Origin of the sequence: Mesorhizobium sp. M1142, from assembly GCF_040318565.1 — a bacterium.
Lineage (GTDB): Bacteria > Pseudomonadota > Alphaproteobacteria > Rhizobiales > Rhizobiaceae > Mesorhizobium.
Genome location: NZ_JAMYMK010000005.1, coordinates 304,034 through 324,504, shown reverse-complemented (window position 1 = coordinate 324,504; position 20,471 = coordinate 304,034). Strand labels below are relative to the sequence as shown.

16 protein-coding genes and 1 tRNA gene are annotated in these 20,471 nt (G+C 62.3%); 8 read left to right on the top strand and 9 right to left on the bottom strand.

The annotated features are described in order from the left end of the window. Positions 1 to 10: 10 nt before the first annotated feature. Positions 11 to 2,098 (bottom strand): PAS domain S-box protein, encoded by a 2,088-nt coding sequence (locus NKH42_RS11770; RefSeq protein WP_352690246.1) that lies wholly within the window; start codon positions 2,096 to 2,098, stop codon positions 11 to 13. Between the two features lie 44 nt (positions 2,099 to 2,142). Next, positions 2,143 to 2,922, bottom strand: coding sequence for a response regulator (locus tag NKH42_RS11765; protein ID WP_254817757.1), 780 nt, complete (start codon positions 2,920 to 2,922; stop codon positions 2,143 to 2,145). 46 nt (positions 2,923 to 2,968) lie between these two features. Between NKH42_RS11765 and NKH42_RS11760 the strand changes: the two genes are divergently transcribed. Continuing rightward, positions 2,969 to 3,655, top strand: a complete 687-nt coding sequence (locus NKH42_RS11760; protein ID WP_292663715.1) for a response regulator transcription factor — start codon at positions 2,969 to 2,971, stop codon at positions 3,653 to 3,655. Positions 3,656 to 3,731: 76 nt separating this feature from the next. On the opposite strand, the gene NKH42_RS11755 is transcribed toward NKH42_RS11760, so the two are convergent. Beyond that, positions 3,732 to 3,899 (bottom strand): hypothetical protein, encoded by a 168-nt coding sequence (locus NKH42_RS11755; RefSeq protein WP_254817759.1) that lies wholly within the window; start codon positions 3,897 to 3,899, stop codon positions 3,732 to 3,734. A 599-nt stretch (positions 3,900 to 4,498) separates the two neighbouring features. Between NKH42_RS11755 and NKH42_RS11750 the strand changes: the two genes are divergently transcribed. After that, positions 4,499 to 4,963: a L,D-transpeptidase gene (locus NKH42_RS11750; protein WP_254817760.1), complete on the top strand. Its 465-nt coding sequence runs from the start codon at positions 4,499 to 4,501 to the stop codon at positions 4,961 to 4,963. Between the two features lie 70 nt (positions 4,964 to 5,033). Here NKH42_RS11750 and NKH42_RS11745 read toward each other — a convergent pair whose 3' ends face one another. Further along, on the bottom strand, positions 5,034 to 8,117 hold the full coding sequence (locus tag NKH42_RS11745; protein ID WP_352690248.1) for an efflux RND transporter permease subunit: 3,084 nt from the start codon (positions 8,115 to 8,117) through the stop codon (positions 5,034 to 5,036). Then, positions 8,114 to 9,391 carry an efflux RND transporter periplasmic adaptor subunit gene (locus tag NKH42_RS11740; RefSeq protein ID WP_502900501.1) on the bottom strand — a complete coding sequence of 426 codons (1,278 nt, stop codon included), beginning with the start codon at positions 9,389 to 9,391 and terminating at the stop codon, positions 8,114 to 8,116. Before NKH42_RS11740 ends, NKH42_RS11745 begins: the two co-directional genes overlap by 4 nt. A 150-nt stretch (positions 9,392 to 9,541) precedes the next feature. Between NKH42_RS11740 and NKH42_RS11735 the strand changes: the two genes are divergently transcribed. From NKH42_RS11735 to NKH42_RS11720, 4 genes are all read left to right on the top strand, one after another. Then, complete coding sequence (locus NKH42_RS11735) at positions 9,542 to 10,078, top strand: TetR/AcrR family transcriptional regulator (RefSeq protein ID WP_352690250.1); 537 nt, start codon at positions 9,542 to 9,544, stop codon at positions 10,076 to 10,078. 211 nt (positions 10,079 to 10,289) lie between these two features. Next, positions 10,290 to 10,934: a carbonic anhydrase gene (locus tag NKH42_RS11730; protein ID WP_352690251.1), complete on the top strand. Its 645-nt coding sequence runs from the start codon at positions 10,290 to 10,292 to the stop codon at positions 10,932 to 10,934. 14 nt (positions 10,935 to 10,948) lie between these two features. Further along, a complete protein-coding gene (locus NKH42_RS11725; protein ID WP_352509095.1) occupies positions 10,949 to 11,356 on the top strand; it encodes a nuclear transport factor 2 family protein in 408 nt (135 codons plus the stop codon). A 90-nt stretch (positions 11,357 to 11,446) separates the two neighbouring features. Further along, positions 11,447 to 13,501, top strand: a complete 2,055-nt coding sequence (locus NKH42_RS11720; protein ID WP_352751474.1) for a M3 family metallopeptidase — start codon at positions 11,447 to 11,449, stop codon at positions 13,499 to 13,501. A gap of 297 nt (positions 13,502 to 13,798) precedes the next feature. Here the strand turns inward: NKH42_RS11720 and NKH42_RS11715 are convergent, their stop codons facing one another. The 4 genes from NKH42_RS11715 to NKH42_RS11700 form a co-directional block, all read right to left on the bottom strand. Continuing rightward, positions 13,799 to 15,136 carry an LGFP repeat-containing protein gene (locus NKH42_RS11715; protein ID WP_352509083.1) on the bottom strand — a complete coding sequence of 446 codons (1,338 nt, stop codon included), beginning with the start codon at positions 15,134 to 15,136 and terminating at the stop codon, positions 13,799 to 13,801. 224 nt (positions 15,137 to 15,360) lie between these two features. Continuing rightward, the gene (locus tag NKH42_RS11710) at positions 15,361 to 18,573 is read right to left on the bottom strand and encodes an AfsR/SARP family transcriptional regulator (protein ID WP_352509084.1); all 3,213 of its coding nucleotides are present in this window, start codon (positions 18,571 to 18,573) and stop codon (positions 15,361 to 15,363) included. Positions 18,574 to 18,693: 120 nt separating this feature from the next. After that, on the bottom strand, positions 18,694 to 19,152 hold the full coding sequence (locus NKH42_RS11705; RefSeq protein WP_352751464.1) for a hypothetical protein: 459 nt from the start codon (positions 19,150 to 19,152) through the stop codon (positions 18,694 to 18,696). Between the two features lie 233 nt (positions 19,153 to 19,385). Next, a tRNA-Ala gene (locus NKH42_RS11700) sits at positions 19,386 to 19,461 on the bottom strand. A gap of 164 nt (positions 19,462 to 19,625) precedes the next feature. On the opposite strand from NKH42_RS11700, the gene NKH42_RS11695 reads away from it, so the two are divergent. Beyond that, a complete protein-coding gene (locus tag NKH42_RS11695) occupies positions 19,626 to 19,916 on the top strand; it encodes a YggT family protein (protein WP_023678162.1) in 291 nt (96 codons plus the stop codon). 13 nt (positions 19,917 to 19,929) lie between these two features. Next, on the top strand, positions 19,930 to 20,250 hold the full coding sequence (locus NKH42_RS11690) for a DUF167 family protein (protein ID WP_352509085.1): 321 nt from the start codon (positions 19,930 to 19,932) through the stop codon (positions 20,248 to 20,250). The last annotated feature ends 221 nt before the right edge of the window (positions 20,251 to 20,471 follow it).

Sequence of the window (20,471 nt, the reverse complement as noted above, 5' to 3'; positions counted from 1 at the left end):
ATGGCGGAGTCTAGCCGCCCAGAGCGGCCTGCTCGGCAATGGCCGAGAGCACGCCGCGCACATCCAGCGTGCTGAACGGTTTTTCGAGGATTGGCGGCCGTTGCGGCGCCGGCAGCGCCTCGATCTCGCCTTTCGCGCCGATCAGATCGCCGGTGACAAGCACGAAGCGCCGCGCTAGACCCGGCAATTCGCCGAGTAGCTCGCGATAGACGGCTATGCCGCTGGTGCCGGGCATGCGCAAATCGGAAAACACGATGTCCGGCGGGACATGGCCACTCAGCGTAGCGGCGGCCGAGACCCAGGCCGGCACGATCCGCGACTTGATGCCCATCAACTCCAGAATGTCGGACAGCGACGCGGCGACATCCGGCTCATCGTCTATGATCAGCGCGTGACGCAAGCCGCTCGACCGCGACGGAGCTTCGCCGGCGGCGGCCGCGCCGGCCGCGATCGCCGGCAGCTGCACGACAAAACGCACACCTCTCGGCGAAACCTCCTCGAACCAGATATTGCCATTGTGCCGCTCGATGATCGATTTCGAGATTGACAGACCGATGCCGGTACCGACACCGACCGGCTTGGTGGTGAAATAGGATTCGAATATGCGTGAACGTATCGCTTCCGGCACGCCTGGTCCGTTGTCCTCGACCGAGAATCCGGGATTGCCGCGGTCGCTGCGAAACGTCCGGACCTTGATCCGGCGGTCGCCGGCAACGCCGGCCAAGGCATGCTGGCTGTTGATGAGGAAGTTGGCGGCTACCTGCGTCACGTGGTCGGCATCTGCCATGGCCAGCAGTGGGCCGCTGGCGAAATCGGTGTCGATGATGATGCCGCTCGACCGTGCGCCATAGGCGGTCACTTCGAGTGCGGCGCGGATCACCTGGTTGAGGTCGGTTTCTGCCTGTGCAGCCGGGTGCAGGCGGACCATCGACAGGAAGCTCTTGACGATACGGCCGCAGCGCTCGGCAGCGGCGCGCACCTTTTCGGCGCGCACCTTGGTCTGCGGATCGGCGGCGAATTCGTGCAGCAGCGTCGACTGGGCGACAACCACGGCCAGCGGATTGTTGAGCTCGTGCGAAACGCCGGCGAGCAGCGACCCCATTGCCGCCATCTTCTCGTTCTGGTGCAGTTTTTCGCGCTGGCGGTTGATTTCCTCCTCAGCCCGCAACTTGTCGCGCAGGTCGCGGATGGAGCCGAAGATCAGCTGGCGATCGGCGACCCGCATCTCGGTTGCCGTCAGCTCGATCGGAAAAACCTCGCCGGCGGCATTCTGGGTGACCGTTTCAAGCCGTTGGCCGACCATCGGCGCACCGCGGCCCGACATGTATTCGGCGCCCGACGCATAGCCCTTGCGATAATATTCCGGCACGACCGTATCGAGCAGGTCCTTGCCGAGGATATCGCTGCGCCGATAGCCGAACATCTTCTCGGCGGCCGGATTGAATTCGATGATCGAGCCGGTCTCGTCGATGACGATGATAGCATCGAGCGAAGCCTGCAGCATGGTGCGGCGAATGACGTCGCTGGCATGCGCGTCGGACGGCGACCGTTCGATGGCATCGCCGATGGCGAGTGCCACCATGTGCAACGCCGCCTCTTCCTGGTCGGTCCATTCGCGTTCGTGGATGCAGTCGTTGATCGCCAGCGTGCCCCACAAATTACCGTGCGAAAAGACCGACACCGAGAGGAACGACTTGATGTTCTGCTTTTCGAAATCCGTCCGCAGAAAGCCTTCGAGATCGCGTGTGTGCCCGGCGAAGATCTTGCCTTGACGCTCGTCCTCCGCCAGCCGTTCCAGCAATGGGTCCGAATCGACGACCGACTGCATGATGACGGTCGGTGACGCCAGCTCGCCGCCAAACCGGGGGGCGATCCAATAAGCGGCGACCGACTGGGCGAAGCCCTGGCCGGGCAGTTCGCGCAGGCGAAACAGGATGCCGCGGTGACAATCCATGGCTTCGCAAAGCGTTTGGAGGATACCCTCCATCTCGCGCTGCCAGTCACCGGCTTCGCGCAGCCGGCGAACCACATGCACGGCCACCATCGCCGCGCCCTGCCTGGCGCCCTGCACGTCCACGCGTGTTGTTTCAGCCGTCATGATCAGCCGTCATTTCCTGGCCGCGGCTTCCTCAAGCCGTCGCCTTAGTTATTTTCGCCCACTGGCAGCGAGAAGATATAGCCCTCGCCGCGCACCGTGCGCAGGAATTTCGGATTGGCCGGATCCGCCTCGATCTTCTTTCTCAGCCGCATGATGCGGATGTCGACGGCGCGGGACGATTCCGGATCCTCGACGAAACCGATCGCCTCGGAGATCGCCGCCCGCGTCAACAGCCGGTTGGCGCGCGTCAGGAACACCTCCAGCACGTCGAACTCGCTCTTGGCCATGTCAATGACCGCGCCGTTGGCGCCGGTGACGAGCCTGCCGTCGAGATCGGCGTGAAAGGGTCCGAAGCTCACGGACCGGCGGCCGCCGGATGTTTCAGCCTTGGCCTTTTGTGGCTCGGTCGGCTCCGGAACGCGACGCAGCACGCTGCGCACCCTGGCCAGCACTTCGCGCAATTCGTAAGGCTTGACGATGTAGTCGTCAGCGCCGAGCTCCAGTCCGACGATGCGGTCGAGCGCGGTACCGGCGGCCGTCGCATAGATGATGCCGATCGGCATTTTCGAGCGCATCCAGCGCCCGAGCGACAAGCCGTCCTCGCCCGGCATGGCGATGTCGAGAATGGCCAGGTGGAAGGACTGCACTTCCAAGAGGTCGCGCGCCGCCGCCGCACTTTCGGCCGTGGCCACATCATAGCCGCTGGCGCCGAGATACTCGGCGACCGCGTCCCTCAGGTCGGGCTCGTCCTCGACGATGACAATTCGTGCACGCACGATGCTTTCGCTCCCGCTTTCAGTGGAAAGTAGATTGGGTATAAACATGATGTCCAGCACTCTTCTTGGGTTGCCGTATGCGGGGTAGAAAAACATGGCTGCACGATCCGTTATCGCGCTTGTTTCCGTCGCTGAAGTAATTGCCACCGATCTCGCCGATCATCTCGAGCGGCGCGGTCATGACGTCCGTGCGGCGCGACAGCCGTGGGAAGCCGAATCGCTGCTTTCGGAAAAGGGTATCGATGTCGTGGTTGTCGGCGACAGCGTCAGCCAGGCGGAGGGGCGAGACCTGCTCAGGCGACATGGCGGCGAAGGTGGCCCGGATTTCATCCTGATCTGCCGCCCGGCCGATCTGGTCGACAAGGTTCTGGCGCTCGAACTCGGCGCCGCCGACGTCGTCGAAAGCCCGCTCAATGTCAGGGAGCTTGCGGCTCGCGTCGGCGGCCTTCTGGCTCGGCGCGGCAGGAGCGCCGGGGAACTGATCGTGCTGGAGAACGCGACCGTCGATCTCCGATCGGCCATTGTCATGCACCGCTCGGGAACGGAAGAACAGCTGTCCCCCGGGCAGGTGGCGCTGCTCAGGCTGTTCCTGGCCAGCCCGCGCAAGGTGCTGACGCGGGACGACATCATCGCCGCCGCGCCCGCCGAAAATGCCGAAGCCTTCGATCGGTCGATCGATTCGCGCATCGTGCGGCTGCGCCGCAAGCTCGATACCGAAACCATCACCACCATACGGGGTGCCGGTTACCGGTTCGATCCGCCGACGCAATTCGCCGATTGAATGCAGGACAGCCACCCTTTTGTCTTGAGCATCGGGTTTTCCCAAAACCGGTTTCCACTTTGGGGTCCGATGCTCTTCAGCGCACCACGAGAAGCGACGGGCCGGACGGCATGTCACCGGTCGTACTGACCTCGCCGGCATGAGCACGTTCCTTCAACAGCACGGTGGCGAGGCCGGCAATGCCGAGCAGCCCCTGGACGTAAAGCAGGGCGGAAAGCACGGAAGCGGCGAATTTCGTTTTCATCCTGTTCGTTCCTCAAAATTGGAATTTACGGGCACTTCAGGGGAACCCCCGAAGCGCCCGCGCCGCCAGCGGAGCCCCCCGTTGCGGCGCGGGCCTTCGGTCCTCTCGGCTGCAAGTTGCCGGAGGCGCCGCGCATCCTCAACGGCCCTAAGCCGCCCCCGCCAGAGGGGCTTGAGCCGGTCGACGCGCAGGCTGGAAAGTGTCCAGATCAATCCAGGCCGTAGCGAAACAGTGTTGGCTTCCGATCGTTCGTTGCCCGCTGTTTTCGTTAGGTCAACTTTGCCTGTTCGCTGTATCCGGATCATGCCGCCGACGCTGCGCTTTGTTGCAGCTCGGTTTCGGAGTCAGGTGAATTCCTATCAAACGAAAGGCAATCGCGTATTGGCGCCGCGGTTTGGCCGATCCGCCTAGGCAAACACGCCACCCGTCATGACGACGTCGTGCGACTGCAAGCTGCTTTGCACGGACCTTTTCTGTTAACCAGGGGAAACAGAATCGAAACACAAACGAGCATCTTGCGAAATCGGCTTGAAACATGACGCCCCGATAAGCCGGTCATGAATTGCGCCGGCCCCGACCGGCAGAATAGGGGAGACATCATGTACACTGCCATTTCCGCCAAGCTCATCAACATCGCCGCCGCCGTCATCACCGGTACTGCCTTGCTTGTCAGTGCCGGCAACGGCGCAGCCCACGCCGCCGCCAACAAGATCGTCGCGCGTGTGTCGCTATCGCAGCAGACCATGGAAATTCTGGTCGACGGCCGGCCGACATTCGCCTGGAAGGTTTCGACGGGCGACAGGACGCACGTCACACCGACCGGTTCGTTCAAGCCGACCCGCATGCATGAAATTTGGTATTCGAAGAAATACGACAACGCCCCGATGCCGCATTCGGTGTTCTTCAACGGCGGCTACGCCGTACATGCGACAAGCGCCATCAAGCGCCTCGGCCAGCCGGCCTCGCATGGCTGCGTGCGTCTGCATCCGGACAACGCCGCCGATTTCTACCAGCTCGTCGAGGTCTTCGGCCCGGCCAACACCAGCATCGTCATCGTCAAATGAGCGATGCTGCTCTCGTCGCTCTCAAAAAGGCCGGAAATCCGGCCTTTTTATTGTACAATATCAGTACAATCTAATCCGGCATCGCCGGCATCAGCTTCGGATCCGGCTTTTCGGCGTGATGCGGCAGGTCCTTGCTGGCGATAAAGGTGTAGAACATCGGCACCACGAACAGCGTGAACATGGTTCCGACCAGGATGCCGGTGAAGATCACCAGGCCCATCGAATAGCGTGCCGCGGCACCGGCGCCGCTGGAGATGATCAGCGGCACCACGCCTAGCGCCATCGCCGCCGTCGTCATCAGGATCGGCCGCAGCCGCACCCTGGCCGAGGCGATGATCGCATCGCGCCGCCGCATGCCGTGCATTTCACGCTGCTGGTTGGCGAACTCGACCAGAAGGATGCCGTGCTTGGTGATCAGGCCGATCAAGGTGATCAAGCCGACCTGGGTGTAGATGTTGAGGGTGCCGAGCCCGATATTAAGCGGCACGATCGCGCCGAAGATCGAGAGTGGCACCGCCATCATGATGATCAACGGATCGCGGAAGCTTTCGAACTGCGCCGCCAGCACCAGGTAGATGACGAGCACTGCCGCCGCGAAGGCGATGATGATCGTGTAGCCCTGTTCCTTCTCCTGCCGCGATTGACCGGTATAGTCGATGAAGAAAGTGTCCGGCAGGCTCTCCTTGGCGATATCCTCGATCGCTTTCAAACCGTCGCCGGTGGTGACGCCAGGCAGCGGCAAGGCGGAAATCGTTGCGGAATTCAACTGGTTGAATTGCTCGATCGCCGCCGGCGACGCGTTGGTCGAGATCTTCACCACCGCAGAGAGCGGCACCATCTCACCCGAGACGCTGCGCACGAAATACTCCCCAAGTTTTTCGGGATTGTCGCGGAATTGCTGCGGCACCTGCGGGATGATGTCGTAGCTGTTGGATTCGCGGTCGAATTGCGCCACCTCGGCGCCACCGACCAAGAGGGTCAGCGTCCGGCCGATTTCGGCGATCGGCAGGTTGAGTGCCGCGGCGCGGTCGCGGTCGATCGTCACTGTCACTTGCGGCGCATCGTAGGACATGGAATTCTGCACGGCGAGGAAGCGACCGGAGGCCTGCGCCTTGTTCTTGATATTCTCGGCGGCCTCGTACACTTGGGAGGCCTCGCCGGTCGAGCGCACCACCATCGTGATTGGCAGGCCGCCGCCGGAGCCGGGCAGCGTCGGTGGTGCGAAGACGAAAGCCTCGACGCCTGCCACCTTGGCAAGGCGGGCAGTGATGTCTTCCTGAAGTTCCTTCGAGCTGCGCGCGCGCTCGGCCCAGTCCTTGAACGCAAAGCCGACGAAAGCGCTGTTGGTCGGGCCTTGGAACGCGACGGCGGAGAACCGTGCCCTGGTTTCGGGGATATCATTCACCAGCCCGAGAATCTGGTTCACATAGGTCTCGGTGTAGTCCGACGTCGCGTAACGCGGCGCGTTCACAATAGACAGCAAGAAGCCCTGGTCTTCTTCCGGCGCCAGTTCGCTCGCGGTCTTTGTGAACATGAAGCCGGTCGTGGCGACCAGTGCGATGACGATCATCAGCGTCACCGGGCGATATTTCAGCGAGCCGCTGACCAGCCGCTCGTAGACGTGTTCGACGCGCCCGAACGTGTTGTCGACAATGCGCTGGAAGCGGCTGTGCGAGCCGGCCCTCAGGATGCGTGCCGACATCATCGGCGTGACGGTTAGGGCGACGACCCCCGAAAGCACCACCGAGCCGGCAAGCGTCACCGCGAATTCGCGAAACAGTGCGCCTGTCAGGCCGCCGGTGAAGGCCAGCGGCGCGAACACCGCGGCCAGCGTTATCGTCATGGCGACGACGGCGGACGAGATCTCCCGCATGCCGTTGAAGGCCGCCTGCATCGGCGACAAGCCGTCTTCCTCCATGTGGCGGTGGATGTTTTCCACCACCACGATGGCATCGTCAACAACCAGTCCGATCGCCAGCACCATGGCCAGCAACGATAAAAGGTTGATCGAATAACCCAAAGAAAACAGCAGGAAACAGACGCCGATCAGCGACAGCGGAATGGTCACGATCGGCATCAGCACCGAGCGGAACGAGCCGAGGAAGAGCAGGATGACGACGATGACGATGGCGACCGCCTCGCCGATGGTCTTGAACACCTCCTCGATCGACGCGCTGATCTGCTCGGTCGAATCGTAGACGATCTCGATCGTCATGCCGAGCGGCAGCGTCTCCTGGATGGTCGGCACAATCTTGTGGATCGCCGCCGCGGTGGTCAGTGGATTGGCGGCGGGCGTCGGAAAGATGGCGAGAAAGATGCCGGGCTTGCCGTTGAACGTGACCCTGGTGTCGGTGCTCGCCGCGGCGAGCTCGACGCGGGCCACGTCGCGCAGCCTCACCACATTGCCGTCTTTCGAGCGGAGCGGAAGGGCAGCGAAAGCCTCCGGCGTCTGCAGGGTCGAGCGAACCGTGATCGAGGAAGCCACATATTCGTTTTCGGTATCGCCGGGCGCGGAGAGGAAATTCGATTCGTTGATGGCGGTCAGCACTTCCGCCGCCGTCACGCCGCGCGCCGCCAGTTTGATCGGGTCGATCCAGACACGCATCGAATATTCGGCGGCGCCGAAAATCTGCACGTCGGCGACACCTTCGACCGTCGAGATACGCGGCCGCACGACACGCTCGATATATTCGGTGAGCTGTTCCGGTGTCATGTTCGGATTCTGCATCGATATGTACATCATCGCGAACTGCTGGCCGGTGCCCTTGACGATCACCGGGTCTTTGGTTTCGTCCGGCAGATCGCCGCGAACACTCTGAACCTTCGACAAGACTTCGTTCAGCGCGACGTCGGGGTCGGAGCCGAGCTTCATCTGCACCGTCACGGTGCTGGAGGACGGCCGGCTCGACGACGTGACATAATCGATGTTTTCGGTCGAAGCGACGGCACGCGCGATCGGCGCGGAAATGAACCCCTGGATCAGGTCGGCGCTGGCGCCGGGATAGGCCGTGGTGATGGTGATGGCCGTTTCTTCAACCTCTGGATACTGCCGGATCGAAAGGTTGAAGATGCCCTGAAAACCCAGAAGCAGGATCATGCAGGCAAGCACGGTCGAAAGGACCGGGCGGCGGATGAAGAGATCGGAAAAGCTCATTGCTGGGCTGCCTGCTGGTTCGCCGGCTTGCTCGGATCGATCGTGTTGTCGACGGCAACGGACATGCCGTTGGAGAGCCGGTTCTGGCCGGCCGTAACGACTTCGTCGCCGGGCTGGATGCCTTCCAGGATCTCGACCAGGCCGGCGTTGTGGCGGCCTGGCTTGACGAACACCTGGGCGAGCACGAGCTGCGGCTTCTGTTCTTCCGCTGCCGGCTTGCCTTCCGCTGCCGGTTTGGCTGGGGTAGCGGCCGGCTTTTCTTCGGGTTTTGCCGCGGGTGCTTCGGCTGCGGGCTTGGCAGCATCTGCAGCCGGCTTTTCTTCCGGCTTTGCCTCGGGAGCCGCGCCGTTGGCTTCGGCGGGTTTGGCCGGGCGCACCACGAAGACGAAGTCGCCGTACAGGCTGGAAGTCAGCGCCGTCTGCGGCAGCGCCAGCACGTCGTTCTCCTCGGGCAGTTCGACGCGCACCTGGACGAACTGGCCCGGCGTCAGCTTGCCTTCGGGATTGCCGACCTCCGCCCTTACCGTCACCAGCCGGCTGGTCGGGTCGATCTTCGGATCGATGCCGCGGATGCTGCCGGTGAACGGCATGTCGCCGCCGCCGACGCCCAACCGCACCGTCTGTCCGATCTTCAGCTGCGGAAGCTGCTGCTCCGGCACGGTGAAATCGACACGCATCGTATCCATGTCCTGCAAGGTCACCACGGCGGTGCCGGGTGTGAGATACTGGCCAAGGTCGATTTTCGGAATACCGACAGTGCCCTTGAAGGGGGCGGTCAACTGCTTTTGGTCGAGCACCGCTTGCAGCTTGTTTACCTGCGCGGCGGAGACCGATGCTGCTGCCTGCGCCGTGTCGAGCGTGGCATCGGTGCCGACCCCGCGCTTCTGCAGCTCGAGAGCGCGCATCAGCGTCGTCTGGTCGGAGGTGGCTTGCGCCTTCGACGCGACGAGGTCGGCTCGCTCGACGGCATCGTCAAGCTGCAGCAGGACGGCGTTGGCGGCGACCTTCTGATTGGCATGGAACAGGATGTCCTTGACGATGCCAGCAGTTTCGACCGTCAGGTCGACGCCGCGTACGGCACTGACAGTGCCGATCGCCTCGATGCCGGGCGTCCAGGACATCGGTTTGACGATGACTGTCGACACGGTCGCGGCCGGCGGCTTCATGGTGGCGAAGAACTGTTTGATCGCATTGTCGCGAAACAGGTTGAAGCCGACGATGCCGCCGCACACCAGCACGAGCAGAATGAAGGCGATGATGAAGCGCTTGATCACGAACAGTTCCCTCGGCCATGGCCCAGCATAACGGTCGGATGACCGGAACACATACCTGTGACTGGTCCCACTTTCAAATGATGGCGATCTTACTGTACCGTCTGGACGGTCTTGTCAATTCCGCCTAAGCCAATGAACGGGGAACGATTGATGAAGGTCCGCAGAGCAAATTCGCGCGAAAAAATTCTCGCTGCTGCCGCCGCGGTAGCGCGCGAGACGGGTCCTGGCAGCCTGTCGCTGGACGCTGTTGCCAGCCGTGCCGGCGTGTCGAAGGGTGGTCTTCTCTACAATTTCCCGACCAAGGCGAAATTGATGCAGGCGCTGGTGGAGGATTATCTCAGCGCATTCCAACAGGCGCTGGAGGCCGCCCGCAAGAACAGCGGCAGCGGCGAGAGCCCGCTCGCCGCCTATATCAGGCTTTCGGCCGAGCATGCCGAGGAGACGAAGCCATCGGCATCCTGGATATTTTCGGCTATCGCCGAGGATCCCGACTTCCTGACGCCGATAAAATCGTTCAGGCGGCAGGTGTTCGAACGGCTGAAGGAGGAGACGCCGAACCTCAAGGCGCTGCTGATCTGCTATCTCGCCATCGAGGGACTTCGCAGCATGAATCTGTTCGGTTCGGATATTCTTTCCGCCGACGAGCGCCGGCTGCTGATATCGACCCTGCTGGAGATCGCGGAATAGTCTAGGAATACGCTGGCCGGGTTCAGTTGCTTCGACTGTCGGGATGTGGCTGGAGCGAGGTGCCGTCCACTTGGGGCAGAGTGAGCTCCACGCTTTGAACCTGCGTCTCGGTGCTTTCCGAAAATCGGTTCCGATTTTCGGGCCGATGCGCTAGAGCCTTTCGGGATTGAACCGAGCTGCCTTCAACCCGGAAAGGCTCCCACCGCTGCCCATGCCCCATCTTCCCGAGCATCTTCTCACCGGCTACCGCAGTTTCATGAGCGGCCGCTATCTCACCGAAAGCGGCCGTTATCGCTCGCTGGCGCGGGAGGGCCAGGCACCGGAAACAATGATCGTCGCCTGCTGCGATTCCCGTGCCGCGCCCGAAGCGATCTTCGATGCCGGGCCGGGCGAGTTGTTCGTGCTGCGCAATGTCGGCAATCTGGTGCCGCCCTATGCGCCAGACGATCAGTTCCACTCGACATCGGCGGCGCTCGAATTTGCGGTGCAGAGCCTCAAGGTCAAGAACATCGTGGTGATGGGCCACGGCCGCTGCGGCGGCATCCGCGCGGCACTCGACACCACGGCCGCACCCTTGTCGCCGGGCGATTTCATCGGCAGATGGATGAGCCTGATCGCACCTGCGGCCGAGACCGTATCGTCGAGCACCTTCATGACCGCGACCGAGCGCCAGACGGCGCTGGAGCGCATCTCGATCCGTTATTCCATCGCCAATCTGCGCACCTTCCCTTGTGTTTCGATCCTCGAAGGCAAGGGGCGGCTGTCGCTGCACGGCGCCTGGTTCGACATCTCGACCGGCGAGCTTTGGGTGATGAACAAGGACACAGGCGATTTCGAGCGGCCGGAGACGGAGTAGGAGACGAGGGCATGATGCGAGCTCGGTTCGCGTTCGCGGCGGCGGCACTACTGTGCTCAGCAAATGTTGCCAGCGCCGACGATAGCGCGATCATAGACCGCTGGTATTCGGCACTGCTGGTCGCCGACCGCACCGAATTGTCGGACCTGCTCGCCGACAACGTCCGCATCAAGCTCGACGACCTCGGCGTCGTGCAAAGCAAGCAGGAATTCATCGCCTCGATCGCCGAGTGGCAGGGCGCCGTCGCCGGGGCCGAAATCCGCCACCGGATCGAGAAGACGGAGGGCGGCGTCACCACTGTGATCGCCTGCTATGATTTTCCCAGCAACGACATGCTGATGCAGGAGACTTTCGCGGTCGCCAACGACCAGATCAGCGCCAGTTCGCAAGCCGCGATCGCCGAAAATTGCGACGGTTACTGACGGAACCATGAACGGGACCCGCTGTTGCGCGCAACCGGCCGGCGCCTTACATCGGTGACGATTCATCTTCTCCCGCCACTCAGCGAAAGTTTGCCCATGCCGTCCACCGTCGACCTCGCTGCCCATCCGCTGACCGCATGGCAAGGGCCGCTCGGCCTGCCCGATTTCACGCGCATCGGCGATGGCGATTTTTCTCCGGTCTTCGACGCGGCCCTGAAGGCGCATGAAGCCGAGATCGAGGCGATTGCCGGCAACACCGGGACGCCGACCATCGAAAACACGCTTGCCGCGCTCGAGCTTGCCGGCGAGGCTCTCGACCATGTCTCGTCGATCTTCTGGTGCCGCGCCGGCGCCCACACCAACGAGGCGATCCAGGCGCTGGAGCGCGACATCTCGCCGAAGATGTCGCGGCACTTCTCGGCAATCTCGATGAACGAACGCCTGTTCGCCCGCATCGACCACCTGCATCAGCGCCGCGATGCTTTGAAGCTCGATGCCGAAACGCTGCGGGTCTTGGAAAAGACCTGGAAAAACTTCGTTCGCTCCGGCGCCATGCTCGACGCCGAAGGCAAGAAGCGGCTGGCCTCGATCAACGAGGAATTGTCGTCGCTCGGCACCAATTTCGGCCAGAACGTGCTTGCCGACGAGCGCGACTGGGCGTTGTTCCTCGACGAAGCCGACCTTGCCGGCCTGCCGGAATTCCTGAAGAGCTCGATGGCGGAAGCCGCCGAGATGCGCGGCCAGAAGGGCCGCTACGCCGTCACTCTGTCGCGTTCGATCTACGAGCCGTTCTCGACCTTCTCAGAACGCCGCGATCTGCGCGAGACAGCGTTCCGCGCCTTCATCATGCGTGGTCAGAATGGCGGCGCTGCCGACAACACGGAAGTGGTGCGCGAGATGCTGCGGCTGCGCGCCGAGAAAGCGAAGCTGCTCGGCTATGCTTCCTACGCCGCATTGAAGCTCGACGATACTATGGCCAAGACGCCGGAGGCGGTGCACGCGCTGCTCGATCCGGTCTGGGAAAAGGCGGTGGAAAAGGCCGCAAGCGACCAAGCCGAATTGCAGCGGCTGGCGGCCGAGGCCGGCAGCAACGAAAAATTCGCTGCCTGGGACTGGCGCTTCTATCAGGAGAAGCTGCGCGCAGAGAAATTCGCCTTCGACGAGGCCGAGCTGAAGCCGTACCTGCAGCTAGACCGCATCATCGACGCCTGTTTCGATGTGGCAACACGATTGTTCGGCATTTCTTTCGAAGAAAAGAAGGGCATTGCCACCTGGCATCCGGACGCACGTGTTTTCGTGGTGAAGAATGCCGACGGCAGCGAGCGCGGCCTGTTCCTCGCCGACTATTTCGCGCGGCCTTCGAAGCGCTCCGGCGCCTGGATGAGCGCGCTGAAATCCGGTTATAGGCTTGGCCCTGGCTCGAAGCCGGTCATCCACAACATCATGAACTTCGCCAAGCCGCCGGCCGGCGAGGCCGCCTTGCTGTCGGTCGATGAAGCCAAGACGCTGTTCCATGAATTCGGTCATGCTCTGCACGGCATGCTGACCGACGTCACTTGGCCGTCGGTCGCTGGCACCTCGGTCAGCCGCGATTTCGTCGAACTGCCTTCGCAGCTTTACGAACACTGGCTGACGGTACCGGCGGTGCTGGAAAAACATGCGCTGCATGTCGAGACCGGCAAGCCGATGCCAAAGGCGCTGGTCGACAAGATGCTGGCGGCGCGCACCTTCGGCGCGGGCTTCGCCACGGTCGAGTTCACTGCCTCGGCGTTGGTCGACATGGCTTACCACGCCCGGCCGGATGCACCGGACCAGCCGCTTCGTTTCGAAGCCGAAACGCTGGAAGGGCTTAACATGCCCGATACCATCGCCATGCGTCACCGCACCCCGCATTTCGGCCACATCTTTGCCGGCGACGGCTATTCGGCCGGCTATTATTCCTACATGTGGTCGGAAGTGCTCGATGCCGACGCCTTCGCCGCCTTCGAGGAGACGGGCGATCCGTTCAATCCGGCGCTGGCCGAGCGGCTGCGCAAGAACATCTACGCCGCCGGCGGCTCGAAGGATCCCGAAGAACTCTACACCGCCTTCCGCGGCAAGATGCCTTCACCGGAAGCAATGATGGCCAAGCGCGGACTGGTGTGATGCGTGCCCGCTCTTGTCACGGTTCTCTTCTATCCTGATTGATGTCGGCCGTCATGGCGTCGGGTTGCGCGCCGCCTGATCCGGTTCTGTCGGTCCCGGCTCGGCCTCGCTGGCTGCGGCAGTGTCGTTGAGGTGACTGCCCGCTATGCTGATCGGCCGCTGGCGAATCCGGACCGCCTTGTGACGACCGCTACGGAAATAAATCTCTCAGTCGCGAACGTCAGCCCCGCCAACGGAAGGCGGGGCTGGTAAGTTGATTGTCCCGGCAAGCTTTTTTGCCGGGGCGATTGGCCTAGACTAGGCAGGCACAAAGCCGAAATAGGCTTTGTAGGACGCCCCTTCGCCGGAAATCAGGGGCGTTTCCACTTTGAACCCAATCCCGCTGAAGGTGGTATTGTTCGTACGTGCCGCGAGCAACACCATCTGCTTTGCGGAGATGGTCACTGTCGCGCTCCCGATCCTGTCATCGCCCCAATCGAAGAGATCGCTGATGGCGCCGCCGATCGATGGCATCAAGGATCCCAGGGCCGGGCCGGCTATTGCGGCAATGATAGGTCCTGCCACCGGAATGAGGCCCAAAGCCAGCGTACCCGCCGTATGGACGCCCATCACGACCTTCTGCACTTCGTCCTTGTACTTGTTTGGATCGCCGAAATCGTTTTCCATCAGCACCGTACCGATATTGATGCCGTAGGGCTTGCCTCGATAGACCTCCATCAGGTCGGGTCTCGTATCTCCCGCATCGACGTCGCCATAGACCTGGCTGCGCTTGGTGTCGGCGATCTGCGGCGTTGTCACGCTGACGATGACATAGGGCTCGTCCGCACTCGACCCCTGATCCCAGTCGGTCTCGCCGAAGCAATGGAGGCCGGTATAGTGGACGACGACATCTCGAAGGTCGATCGCGCCGGTGTCGGGCCACCAGTATATGCCGCCGTTTTCAAACAGATTGGCACGGCCACCGTCGGCAAATTCGGTCTCGTCGGTGGTTGGGTACCCCAGATATGACTGTTCCCAGCCCAGGCTTTCCCACTTCTTGCGGATGTCACCGTACACCACGTTGGCTCCGGTGTTCGGTGTCCAGTAGATCGAGCCGGCATTGGCAAAATGGTTGTAGCGCCCGACGCCGTCGGGAGTTCCGGTTTCGTCGGTGACCGGATAGCCGAGAACCGAGCGCTCCCAGCCCATTGCTGCCCATTTGCTGCGAATTGCCCCCCAAATCGCTTGAGCACCGGTATTCGGTGTCCAGTAGATCGAAGCGATATTGTTGTTGAAGTGATTGTATCGCCCGACGCCGTCGGGAGTTCCGGTTTCGTCGGTGCAGGGAATGCCCCACGCGAGACCGCCAAGCGCAATCCATTTCCTGTAGATGTCGCCGTGGATCTCAAAGGCGTCGTGCATGGCATCGTTGTAACAAATGCATGAGCCGTTCTTGAGATACCAGGCTTTTCCAGTCTCCTTCCTGTCGATCTCGGCGAAGCCGGCGCCTCCAAGGGAGTTGTACTTTTGCTGTATGACAGCTTCGGGCGAGAGGAGCGACCAAGGCCCGATCCTGAGCTGGTCGGAAAGTCTTGTGGCTCCAGCGCGTATGGTGCCGGCACGCACTCTCGAAGTTGCTCTGGCAGTATACGGCATGACCTTTTCCTTCCTGTGAGTGTTGGTATCGGGGGCTTCAGGCCTCCGGCGATCGGTTTTGATCGACGGGCCGAGGTTCCCAGACCGCGACTTACGGACGGCTTACAGAGTTCTGAGCTGCGCCAGAGCAATTCCAGGAAAAGTGTGGAACGGTTTTCCGTCCGGAACTGCGAAAAAATAAAGAGATAGAGCGGTTCGGCGTTTCCGTGAAACGATGAACCGGTCTAGAGAAACGGGCGCACGAGCGAACGCAGCAAAGGCGAGGGCTCGTCATCGCCGGTCGAAGCGAGCGCGCGTTCATAGCGCCGGTAATCCTCGATGGCGCCGGCGTGGTCGTTTCTGGAGAGGCTCTCCTGGATGAGCGTGCCATGGAGTTTGGCCGATTCCGGGTAGAAATCGAGCGCACGCCGGCACGCTTGGCGTGCCCGATCTGCGTTGCCTCGGCTCTGCCAGTGTTTGGCGATCCGCACGGCAAGCTCCACCAACCCGTCCCGCACCCGGTCGGCCGCGGCGTTCGACCAGGCGGGCGTCGGGCCATTCGAGAAAAGCGGGCCGACAAAGCCTTCCAGCAGCATCTCCTGCTCCTCGATTGCGCTGTCTCTTTGGCCCGACAGAACGGGTTTCAGCCGGTCTTCCCAATCCTGCAGATCGATCCAGACCTTGTCGGCAGCGAGCCGCAAACGGCCTTCTCTCAGCGTTACGAGTTCGCCTTGCCCGAGCAATTTGCGCAGACGATGCAGCGCCTGCTCCAAGGCCGCTTTGGCCTGGTCGCCGTCGAGGTCGGGCCAGAGCCAATCCTGCAGGGTTTCCACCGAACAGACCTGATCCCTCGACAGGCAGATAATGCGCAATATGTCGAGAGCGCGGGTAGGTTTGGCACCGGGCGCGACCTCGGCGCCATCGATCTCGAGGCGGAAGCCTCCCATCAAGTGTATCCTGAGCGGCCAAGGCCACTGGGCGGGGCGACCAGCGGGCGGGACCAGATATCGCGCCCGAACGACGCGGCGGCAGAGATCGACATCGATCTTTCGCTCCAGCGCATCGGCGATCAGCTCGGCTAGCAAGTCCGGCAGGTTGAGCAAGATCGCCGAGGGATTGACCTCGCGCAATGCCGCCATGAATTCAGCCAGACGAGTGCCATAGGACGCGCCGCCGTTCCACTTCTGCTCCAGGGCCCGTGCGGCTAGAATGCTGAGTTCGACACGCTGGCGAGGGCCGCCGCTCAGCCTTTCGGCGATCCCCTGAAGTAGCGCAATCGCCTCCGCCGGACGCCGGTCGGCCAGCAGGACCTGGTATTTGGTGACGTAATGCGGCCAGCGCTCGATCATCGGCTCGTTCGCCCGCTCGATCGCATCCATGAAGACATCGCAGTCGAGATAGGCCTTGGCGAAGTCGCCGTTGCGCGTGTGCATCGCCGCATGGCAGTCGGCGACGACCGCGACCTGGGTGGTGAACCTGCTGTCCGCGATCTCGCCCAGTCGGGAGACCAGCGCATTGAACTCCGAGAACCTGTTGTGAAGCTTCATCAGCAATTGGAGCTGGTAGAGGGCGCTGAACTCGACGCCCCGTAAGGCGTGCTGCTCGCCTATCGCCGTTGCGCGTCGCAACGCATCCTCGGCCGAGGCATAGACAAAACCGCGCCGCGAATAGGGGAAGTAACGGCCGCTGGCCGAGCCAAAGGACACCAGCCACATGCCGAGCACAAGCGGTGGGATATCCGGATGTTCGAGATCGGCGGCAACGCTGTCCACGGCATTGGCAAAAATGTCGCGCTGCCCCGACGAGGTCGCGTAGTCGATGAGCGCTTCGCTTGCCAGCAGGCGCAACTCGACCGAATCCTCGATCGGCAGATGTGTCAGGCGCTGCTGGATATCATTCACGAGGCGCTTCGCGTCATGGGCGTCGAATTCGCCAGGTTCGGCGAAATCGACGGCCCGCAGGATGCCGAGCCTGACCATCATGAGTTCCTCCGGATCCAATTCCGGCAACCCCTTGGCAAGAACCTGTGAGGCTCGGCGCGTCCAATCCGCCAGCCCCTCATGCGTACGCCAGCTGGCGGTCTTGACTACGACCGCCCGCGCGACCGTCAGGCATTGGCCGCGCATGTCGGTGTTCTCGAATGCTTGCCATGCCTTGGAGAAGTGCGGCTCGGCCTTCGCATCGTCCGACGCGAAGGCGACGCCCAGCCAATAATGGACCCACCCGTCCATCTCGTCGGGGGGCAGCCTGTTGCACCATTCGACGAAGCTGGCCCTGCGCCCTTGCGAGAGAACGCCGTTAGCGCACTCCAGAATGAGCTGGCGTGCCAGCGGCCAGGCGCCCGCCTGCAACGCCAGCACGATTGCCGCGTCGGTTTTGCCGGCCTCGTGCAGGACCTTTGCTGCCTGCTCGCGCAGCCTGGAACGGTCCGCTTCCGTCACGCGCCGGTCCAGTAGGCCGGCAAGGTATTCGCGCAACAAGTCATGCAGCTGGAAGGCGGCGCCGCCCGGACCGTCGCGCGTGATCAGCAGCTGGCGATGCTGCAGCCGCACCAGCAGGCGGGCAGCCTGCGGCGAACCCAGGAACGCATCGGCAAGGTCCGTGCTGATCTCCGGCAGAAGGTTGAGCCTGATCAGCAGATCCTGGTCCTCCGGCGCGATGTCGCGCAGGAAATAACGTCCGACAATCTCCCGAAGGCCGGCGCCTCCGGCAAGGCCGGTCTGCGAAAGCGGGTAGTACATTCCAGCATTGGCCAGCAGGAGAAGGCCCACCGCCCAGCCGCGCGCCTCCGAAATGTCGCCGACCTCGGACGGCGATTGCGAGCGGGCGGTGACGAGGTTGCGAGCCTCCGCAGGCGAAAACTCCAGCAGCGTTTGGTTGAGGACCGGCAACTGTCCCGACAGCACGAGGTCGGCGACATCGCCCTCGGGCAGCATCCGCGATGTGCAGATGCAGCGGACGGTATTGGGGCGTTCGCGCAACAGGATCGCCAGCGTCCGGCGAAAGCCTGGTGCATCGGCACGATGCAGATCGTCGAGGACTAGGATCGTGCCCGGATCAAGCCGCGAGAAATAGGTGCGGAAGAACAGCCGCGCGAAATCGTCGGAATTGTCGGCATATTCCGGACCAAAGACCGGCATGCCGGCATGCCTGCCGTCGAGCGACAGCGTCAGATAATGGAAAAGCCGCGCAACGTCCTGGTCCTCGGTGTCGACCCGATACCAGTTGTATGCCGATTCGCTTTGCTCCGGCCCGCCTTGTTCCAGCCCGCCGTGTTCCAGAAAGTCGATCACCGCGGTGGTCTTGCCGTATCCACCAGGCGCAGCCAGCCAGCATGCACCGCTGTCGAGGGCCTGCGAAAGCAGCGCCACTACGCGCGGACGGCTGACAATTCCCACTGGCCGGGGTGCCGAGAGCTTTGCTATCTCGCGCGGCGCGTCCCGGAAGGATTTATCCATTGTGAGGACTCTCGCAGCGCAGTCGCCTCGCGAAAACAGGTAATCGGTTCGCCCGCAACAACAAATCGCCGGCCGGCGTTGTGCTCGCCTGACGTGCCGTGCTCGCCGGCAAGGTCGCGGTTATCCCTTGTGCGACATGATATGCGAAACCCCGACACTCACGTCAGCGGTGTGTCTTGCCATCACTGCGTTCATTCGCATTGCAATCGTCGCATAGCCGTTTCGTTCGTGGTCGGTAACTTCCGAGGGCTTGAAGAGCCACGGAAGGGGTGCAACCTGCGCGTCTTCGAAATTGGCCGGCAGATTCGATGGCACCGCCTTTTTTCCTAGAGGCAGCTCTAGCCCAAGGTCACTAAATTCCTTCTCGAGGCTGGCGTGCAGATGAGAAAGGACGACATAGATCGCCAGCTTTGATCTAGTCCTTTCTGTGTTGTTTAGATTGTACTCTTGAAGAACCTCATCGAACGATGACGATACGTCACTTTCGGCAGCGGTAGCTCGTGTTGCAACAGCACCGGCCAGGGCAGTCGCTGCCACTCCTGTAAGACCTACAAAATCACGTCTTGTCGTGCCGGTCATGGTGAATTCCCCTCGGTTTTGAAGACGGGCCAAGTCTGGCAAGGAGGAGGCGCAGTGGCAATAGGCCGCATACGCTATTGGTGTAGAGGGCCTTTACGTCGCCGATGTGAATCCACCCGGCGACGACAGTGCCAAGCCGGCAGAGGCTCGCGATGCATTCGGTTGCTTGATCTGAGGACCCATGGAATCCAAGAAAGGTTCCTCAGCATTCACGGGGGGTTCGAAAAATCCGCTGGTGGAGCTGAGGAGGATCGAACTCCTGACCTCGTCATTGCGAACGACGCGCTCTCCCAGCTGAGCTACAGCCCCGTCCAGCGGATTGGGCTTTTATCGGCCGCTGCGGTTTCCTGTCAAGGCTGCCCTTGCTGCCGAAATGCCGTTCGGCCGTTCGTGCGCCTCGCCCACGCGTCGGAACGCGGCTCTTGCCGCTTTCAGCTACAGTGGCTACATGTCGGCAACAATCGGAGACCGGCATGATCGCCCTCATTCAGACCATTGTCATGGCGCTTGACCTTTACTGGTGGATCATCATCGCCTCGGCGATATTTTCCTGGCTCTACGCCTTCAACGTCGTCAACTCCCGCAACCAGTTCGTCGATACCATCAGCAACATGCTCTATCGGCTGACCGAACCGGCGCTGCGGCCGATCCGCCGCTTCATGCCCGATCTCGGCGGCATCGACATCTCGCCGATCATCCTGCTGCTGATCCTGTTCTTCATCCGGCAGTTCCTGCTCACCACCGTGCTTTCGCTGGTCGTCTGAGTGCAGGCGTCCCATGCGCGCGCCGTTCCGGACGCGCGCCGACGGTATCGACCTGTTCGTCCGGCTGACGCCGAAATCAGCGATGGACAGGCTCGAGGGGGCCGAAACGACCGCGGATGGGCGAAGCCATCTGAAGGCTCGCGTTCGCGCCGTGCCGGAAAACGGGGCCGCCAATCGAGCGCTGGAAAGGCTGGTCGCCAAGGCGCTTGGCGTGGCCGCTTCGGCCGTCTCGATCGTCGCCGGCGGCACCGCTCGGCTGAAGACGGTCCGTGTGCTTGGCGATCCCGCGGCGCTGGCGAAACGCATCGATACGCTGGGCACGCCTGCGCCATGATCTCGGCTCGCTCACCAACCCCGTAGAAAAAAGGCCGGGCTGCAAAGCCCGGCCAGATGTGAAGGTCGAAAACCTTCAGAGGGGAACGCGCCGGACGAATGGGAGGAAACATCCGGCGCAGCGTGCATATGGGTCGGCATCGCTGACGTTTCAATGACGGGAACGACAATAACAGCTTCGTGAAACCGGGCGGTGGATGTCGATGAACGCCTGGGATTGGG